3 protein-coding genes are annotated in these 2,867 nt (G+C 65.4%); all 3 read left to right on the top strand.

The window, feature by feature from the left end; all coding sequences use genetic code 11:
- On the top strand, window positions 1-240 hold a 240-nt coding region (locus AB0M30_RS47555; RefSeq protein WP_364599276.1), incomplete at its 5' end, for a hypothetical protein.
- Window positions 241-251: 11 nt separating this feature from the next.
- On the top strand, window positions 252-1,943 hold the full coding sequence (locus AB0M30_RS47550; protein WP_364599273.1) for a hypothetical protein: 1,692 nt from the start codon (window positions 252-254) through the stop codon (window positions 1,941-1,943).
- A gap of 8 nt (window positions 1,944-1,951) precedes the next feature.
- Window positions 1,952-2,867: hypothetical protein (locus tag AB0M30_RS47545; RefSeq protein ID WP_364599270.1), on the top strand; the 916-nt coding region annotated here is incomplete at its 3' end.

The following is a 2,867-nucleotide window of genomic DNA, read 5'->3' as shown; positions in this document are numbered from 1 at the left end:
TTGGTCGCCAGGATGTGGACGACATCGGTGCCCAGCAGCAGCGGACCGGACCGGGCGAGGTGCCGCAGCGTCGTCGAGCTCAACACCGGCGCGAACATCTACCCCCGGCTGTCGGGCCGGTTCTCGACACCGGTCGCGGCCGGGGCGGTGGTGCGGATCCCGGTAACCGTCACGGGCGCCGTCGCAGGTGTCACCTCGGCGATCAGCTCGCTCACCCCCTGGCGGCGGTGGCCTGAGTGACTGCCCCGCCGATGGACCTCACGCAGGTCCCGGACTGGCAGGCATTCACTCTCGCGAACGAGCGCGCCGCCGTGCAGGAGCAGCCCGAAGGCCGCGCGCAACTCATCGTCACATTCCATGATCCGAAAGCCGCGCCGCTGGGCGAGTGCGGCGACTACATCTCGTGCGTCGTCACCCCGAAACGCAACGGGGTGTCTCCGGCGACGATCGTGCTGAAAGGTGACGATCCCTACGTCGAGATCGCCTCCCGCTGCTATTACACGGTCGTTCCCGTGACGATCGGGCTGCCGAACGGATGGCGGTGGTCCGGGCGCGTCGACACCTGTGCCGACGATTATGTCGACGGCGTCGCCACAGTCACGCTGCAATTGTTGGGCGACTGGAATTGGTTCAACAAACTCATCGTTTTCCCGGCGTGGTGGATGCCAATCGAGGCGCAGATACCGAAAGAAGCCGTGTTCATCGGGCCCGCGGTCACCAACATCAAGGAAATGGTCGCCGAGTGCGTGCTGCGGCAATCCGGGCTGCTCGGCGCGATCCTCGAATTCGCCAACAACATCCTGAATCCGGCCGCCTACATCGGCTCACTGCTCGACCTCGGTCCATTGGCGCTGCCGATCGTCGTCGTACCGACCAATCCGATCACCGACACCTCGAAGTGGACAGCGATCGTCTGCAAGATGACGACCGTCGCCGCGGCCGTCGAGCAGACGCTAAAAGACTGCGGTCTGATGCTGACCGCGGACCTGTGGAAGCCCGGCGACCCGCAACCGCTCGGGCTCGCCGAGTGGGGCATGACGCTCACCGAGTCGTGCATCGTCGTCGACGTCAAGGACATGACGAACGTGACCGGCCTGACCGGCACGGCGCTCGATGGCCTGATCGGTCTCGCCGTCGACCTCATCGACACCATCCTCGGCGAGATCCTGCTGCTCGTCTCCGGCGCCGACGTCGCCGACAGCGACTCCACCGACGCCACCAACCCGTACGGGTCCGGGATCCTCGCGCACCTGCTCGGCCTGGACGCGAAACCGCCGTGGGTGGTGCTCGAGGACGGCCCACGCTCGGGCATCAAAGAGAGTCACGTCGTCGCGCACCATCCGCTCGCCTACCGCGTACTCACAGGCGGGAAATCGCCGGATTGGGTCAACAAAGGTATTGACCTCATGTTGGAGTGGATGCTCAGCATGCTGCTGGCGGCGTTCGGCGCATCCGGTATCGCACCGACCCTCCTCGACGGGCTACTCGACAACGTCTTTCTCGCCTACCAGCAGATCGAGGACGAGCTACGGCGGATCCGGCTCGACAAATTCGGTTACCCCGACTATTTCGCGCAAGCCGGATCGGCGGCCTACACGCTCGATGCGCTGGTGATCCTGGAATCGGCGCTGTGGGATACGCGCGGATACCACAGTTTCCAGCTCGTCATGCAGGACGGATACCCGTACAACTTCGGCGGCAATTTGTTCGGACGCATGTTCGGCGACTACGGCATCGGCCATCCCGTGAGCTGGATCCGGAAGAACCGTATCTACACCGACTATTGCACCGAGGCGACCATCACCGACGACCGGACGCATCGGATTCAGATCATCGCCAAGGTCGGCGACCAGTCCGCCCTCGAGGCACCCGCCGCGCGCATGATGCGCCGCATCTCGAGCCTGTTCGACATCGTCAAGGCCGCCAGTCTGGCGCAGAACTAGGAGTTGCATTGCCCTCGCCCACACTGGTTTTGAACCCGGACGGTTCGGCGACGTGGACCGGCACAATCTGGTTCCCGAACATCAACGACGTCATGAGCACCGGTGTCGCCACGCTGACGCTCACACCCGCCGGTGGCTGGGGCAACTTCCCCGTCCTCGCCCAGGGCGACCCGGGTCTACCCGCCGTCATCGACTCGGTCACGGTGGCGACGCTGGACCCCGGCGCCCCGGCATCGGCCACGCTGACGCTGGTCGATCCGGGCGGCCCGGGCGAGGCCGCACACTACACAATGGCACTGTCACTGCCGCAGGGACAGCCCGGCACGATCGGTGCGGCCGGCCACATTCTCGGCAGCTCCGATTTCTCGAATAGTCCTGCGGATGGACAGATCCCGGTCTACAGCGGATCCAGCGGTCTCGTCGCGTGGGTGACGTACCACCCGGTGACGCCCTACTACGTGCTTCCGGGCACGTCGTTCGCTGCGCTCAACGAATCCTCGTCGGGCGCACGCGACATCGTCGCCGCGATTACCATCCCGTCGCAGACCTATCGGTACCGCCCGCGCATCTCGGGTGATCTGGAGGTGACCGGCGCGGCTGGTATGCGCATCGACGCCGAGGTGCGGATAGGTCCGCTCACCACTCCGGACGCGACGATCTCGACTTCGGGTGTGCTGATCGGCTATGGCCGCGGCCAAGAGTCCGCAGCCAGCGTGCACCTGAACATCACACCGTATTTCGGTGGGGCGACAGCAATGTCGCCGTCGGACACCTCGCCACCCGCATCCGTCGTCGCGGGCGCGCCCGCGCAGCGCATCGTGTTGAGCGCGGTGCGGCAGTACGGGTCGGCCGCCTGGACGACAACGCAGCAGCTCGGCGAACTACGCAACACCCAGGACGCGGTCTATTTTAATAAGAAAGGCG

The organism is Amycolatopsis sp. NPDC051716, from assembly GCF_040681595.1.
Lineage (GTDB): Bacteria > Actinomycetota > Actinomycetes > Mycobacteriales > Pseudonocardiaceae > Amycolatopsis.
Note: the sequence above shows the minus strand (reverse complement) of the source record. Positions and strands in the feature narration are given on the sequence as shown.

Excerpts from the sequence above, each read along its gene's own strand:
- AB0M30_RS47550 (WP_364599273.1), top strand. The coding sequence starts at position 252 with ATGGACCTCACGCAGGTCCCGGACTGGCAGGCATTCACTCTCGCGAAC.